Origin of the sequence: Pantoea sp. sgz302252, from assembly GCF_047713085.1 — a bacterium.
GTDB lineage: Bacteria > Pseudomonadota > Gammaproteobacteria > Enterobacterales > Enterobacteriaceae > Scandinavium.
The window spans coordinates 1-2340 of the sequence record NZ_JBLFJW010000080.1; the positions used below are offsets into that span (position 1 = coordinate 1).

Here is a 2340-nt window from a genome sequence, read left to right on the forward strand (position 1 = left end):
GGCGCCTCGATGGAAGGCGACAAGTCAGAGCTCTTTGGCATCAACGTCTTTAAGCTGCGTGAAATTGTGCCGATGCCCTCCTTCACCAAACCTGCCGGCATTAAAGCGCCGGTGATGGGTATGGTGAACATCCGCGACCAGATTATCCCGGTTATCGACCTGTCGTCTGTGATTAAGGAAGTGCTGGAACGCGCCGAACGTCACGAAGATGGGCCTTTGATCAGCCGTTTGCATTCGGTTTGATGTTTGAAAATGGATGCCTGAAATCAGGCATCCATTAGGGCATATCAGGGCGTACCCACAGCCTTTTTAATCGTTATGGTGTAGGTTTTGTCAAACCCACCACCTGTTGCAACATTGGTACCGAAAAGGCTGCCTGACACATTGACTTTAACTACTCCGGGTTTCGTCGGATTCCCTCTAATTTGGACACAGTTATTAGAGTCACCGCCATTACAACGCTGAACGTATAAACCGGTATCGGTAGGGGAAATTGAACCCACAAAACGCTCATGCAGAGCGTCGTGATCAAGAGCATAAGCTCTGCCACCTGTGATTTTGATTTCACCATAATAAGTTACACCCACTATAGCGTCGTCCAACACATCGCCTTCGGGCGTGACAGTGGCATGTAAAGTACACCCGGACAAAAATGATATCAGGAGAATTAAACATATTCCTTTCATATTAGCTCAATGGCTTAAACACCATTCCCCCAAAAAAACGTGAAATGAAATAGGGTATTTTTTTACCTGACTTAATACGATCTTTAACACTACCCCATGAAAATAACTCAAGATGAACATGTCCTAAAGAATCTTCTGTTACTGGTCCCTCCCAGACGATCCAGTGCGTCGGTACTGTTAATGTTGAATCACTACCATCAAGAAGCCCATCATTTATTAACGTAACAACCTTACAGCCTTTGCGGACATATTCATTTAACTCATTCATACCCTCTATACCTGCCTGCGTTATGCCGACATTACTGAATACCAACTCGTAGCCCACCTTCTCAAACCACTCATTTAACGTGGTCCATAATGTCACCCCAGCCACAGGAGAATCTAACATGTCAAAACTGAGCACCGCATTCTCAGAATCTCTTAGACTAACCAACGTCATCCAGTCAAGTCCTGAAATGAGTGGTGAACCATTCTCATCATAAAACAATCCCGATGGATGACGACAACCCTCACCAGGCGCGATCTCAAGTTGTCCAATTTTTGTTTTCCCATGTCGCCACAATTCTCTGGCAGCCTGCTTGTATACATCGGGACGATCTTTTTGGAGGCAATAGAATAAAACTGCAGGACCGCAGGCGCTTGCACGCCCCTGTGAAGGTAAGCTTAATTGATTAAATCTGCTGTTAATCTGGGTATTGATTTTTGTAATATCAAATGGATCATCCGGATCACCAATCGGATATTCCTTCGCAATAAAAGGCCGGACAGGTCTGGATATTTTAACGGTTTTTACTGCGCCGCCTTCACTTGCCCGCTTTGTTGTTCCCGTCGTTATAAAATAGCAGGGATTTTCGCGCTTCACCGGGGACCAGGCTTTACCTGTCGAAAACTCCTCAAGAGTATACATATGGGTAAAGGGCGTAGATAACACAGGTGTCGTGTGCAGCATCGTTTTATGATAAAGCATCACCTCCATTATATAGATGGTTGAAAGAGGTTCTCTTATATCTGACGTTGCATGCTGCAATGTCTGGTAATCTGCCTGAATGGGTTGTAACTTTACATCAACAATCACATGTTTATTTCGCTGTGAATCCACTCTGTAAATACATAAATCATAGAGTATCGAATCCGCCGAATCATTTGAATTAACCCGCGTACTAAGATGGTATACAGTCATTGTTTATACCTCTTTATATCTTTATATCATTTGAATTCTTTTACATAAAATACCGGACAAGTCCTCAACAGAAGCATCAAACACCCTAAATCCATAACTACCGTGTATAAGTAACACATTCATATTCAACCCTGCCATATAAAAAAACAAACCAACTTGCAGTTTATATTTTATTAGACTGAATAAGAATAAATATTTTATCTGCATAAATAAACATAATCACAGTGAATAATAAAACCGGATAAAAGGATTGAAACATATTGATGAGGGTAATATACCTGACTAAAAAACTGGACTGTATTTGATACATTGCACCCTCTGCTTTTAGCCGAAAAAAACCGCCGAACGAATCAGCGGTTTTGTCAGCAAACAGAGCAGTGATCTTACCCTGATATCGACGACAGGGCCAACCTGACCCTGTCTAACCGTTTTGAACTCCTGCTGTTCCGCCTGGGCGCCTCGATGGAAGGCGAC

General features: G+C 43.1%; 3 protein-coding genes and 1 pseudogene. 2 read left to right on the plus strand and 2 right to left on the minus strand.

The window, feature by feature from the left end; genetic code table 11:
* A pseudogene (locus ACLW56_RS25035) lies at positions 1-171 on the plus strand (chemotaxis protein CheW); the annotation flags it as partial.
* Positions 172-287: 116 nt separating this feature from the next.
* Here ACLW56_RS25035 and ACLW56_RS25040 read toward each other — a convergent pair.
* Together ACLW56_RS25040 and ACLW56_RS25045 are read right to left on the minus strand one after the other, a co-directional pair.
* On the minus strand, positions 288-602 hold the full coding sequence (locus tag ACLW56_RS25040) for a hypothetical protein (RefSeq protein WP_330986303.1): 315 nt from the start codon (positions 600-602) through the stop codon (positions 288-290).
* Positions 603-687: 85 nt separating this feature from the next.
* Positions 688-1761 (minus strand): hypothetical protein, encoded by a 1074-nt coding sequence (locus ACLW56_RS25045; protein WP_330986304.1) that lies wholly within the window; start codon positions 1759-1761, stop codon positions 688-690.
* Between the two features lie 498 nt (positions 1762-2259).
* Between ACLW56_RS25045 and ACLW56_RS25050 the strand changes: the two genes are divergently transcribed.
* A partial coding sequence (locus ACLW56_RS25050; RefSeq protein WP_330986305.1) for a hypothetical protein occupies positions 2260-2340 on the plus strand: 81 nt, incomplete at its 3' end.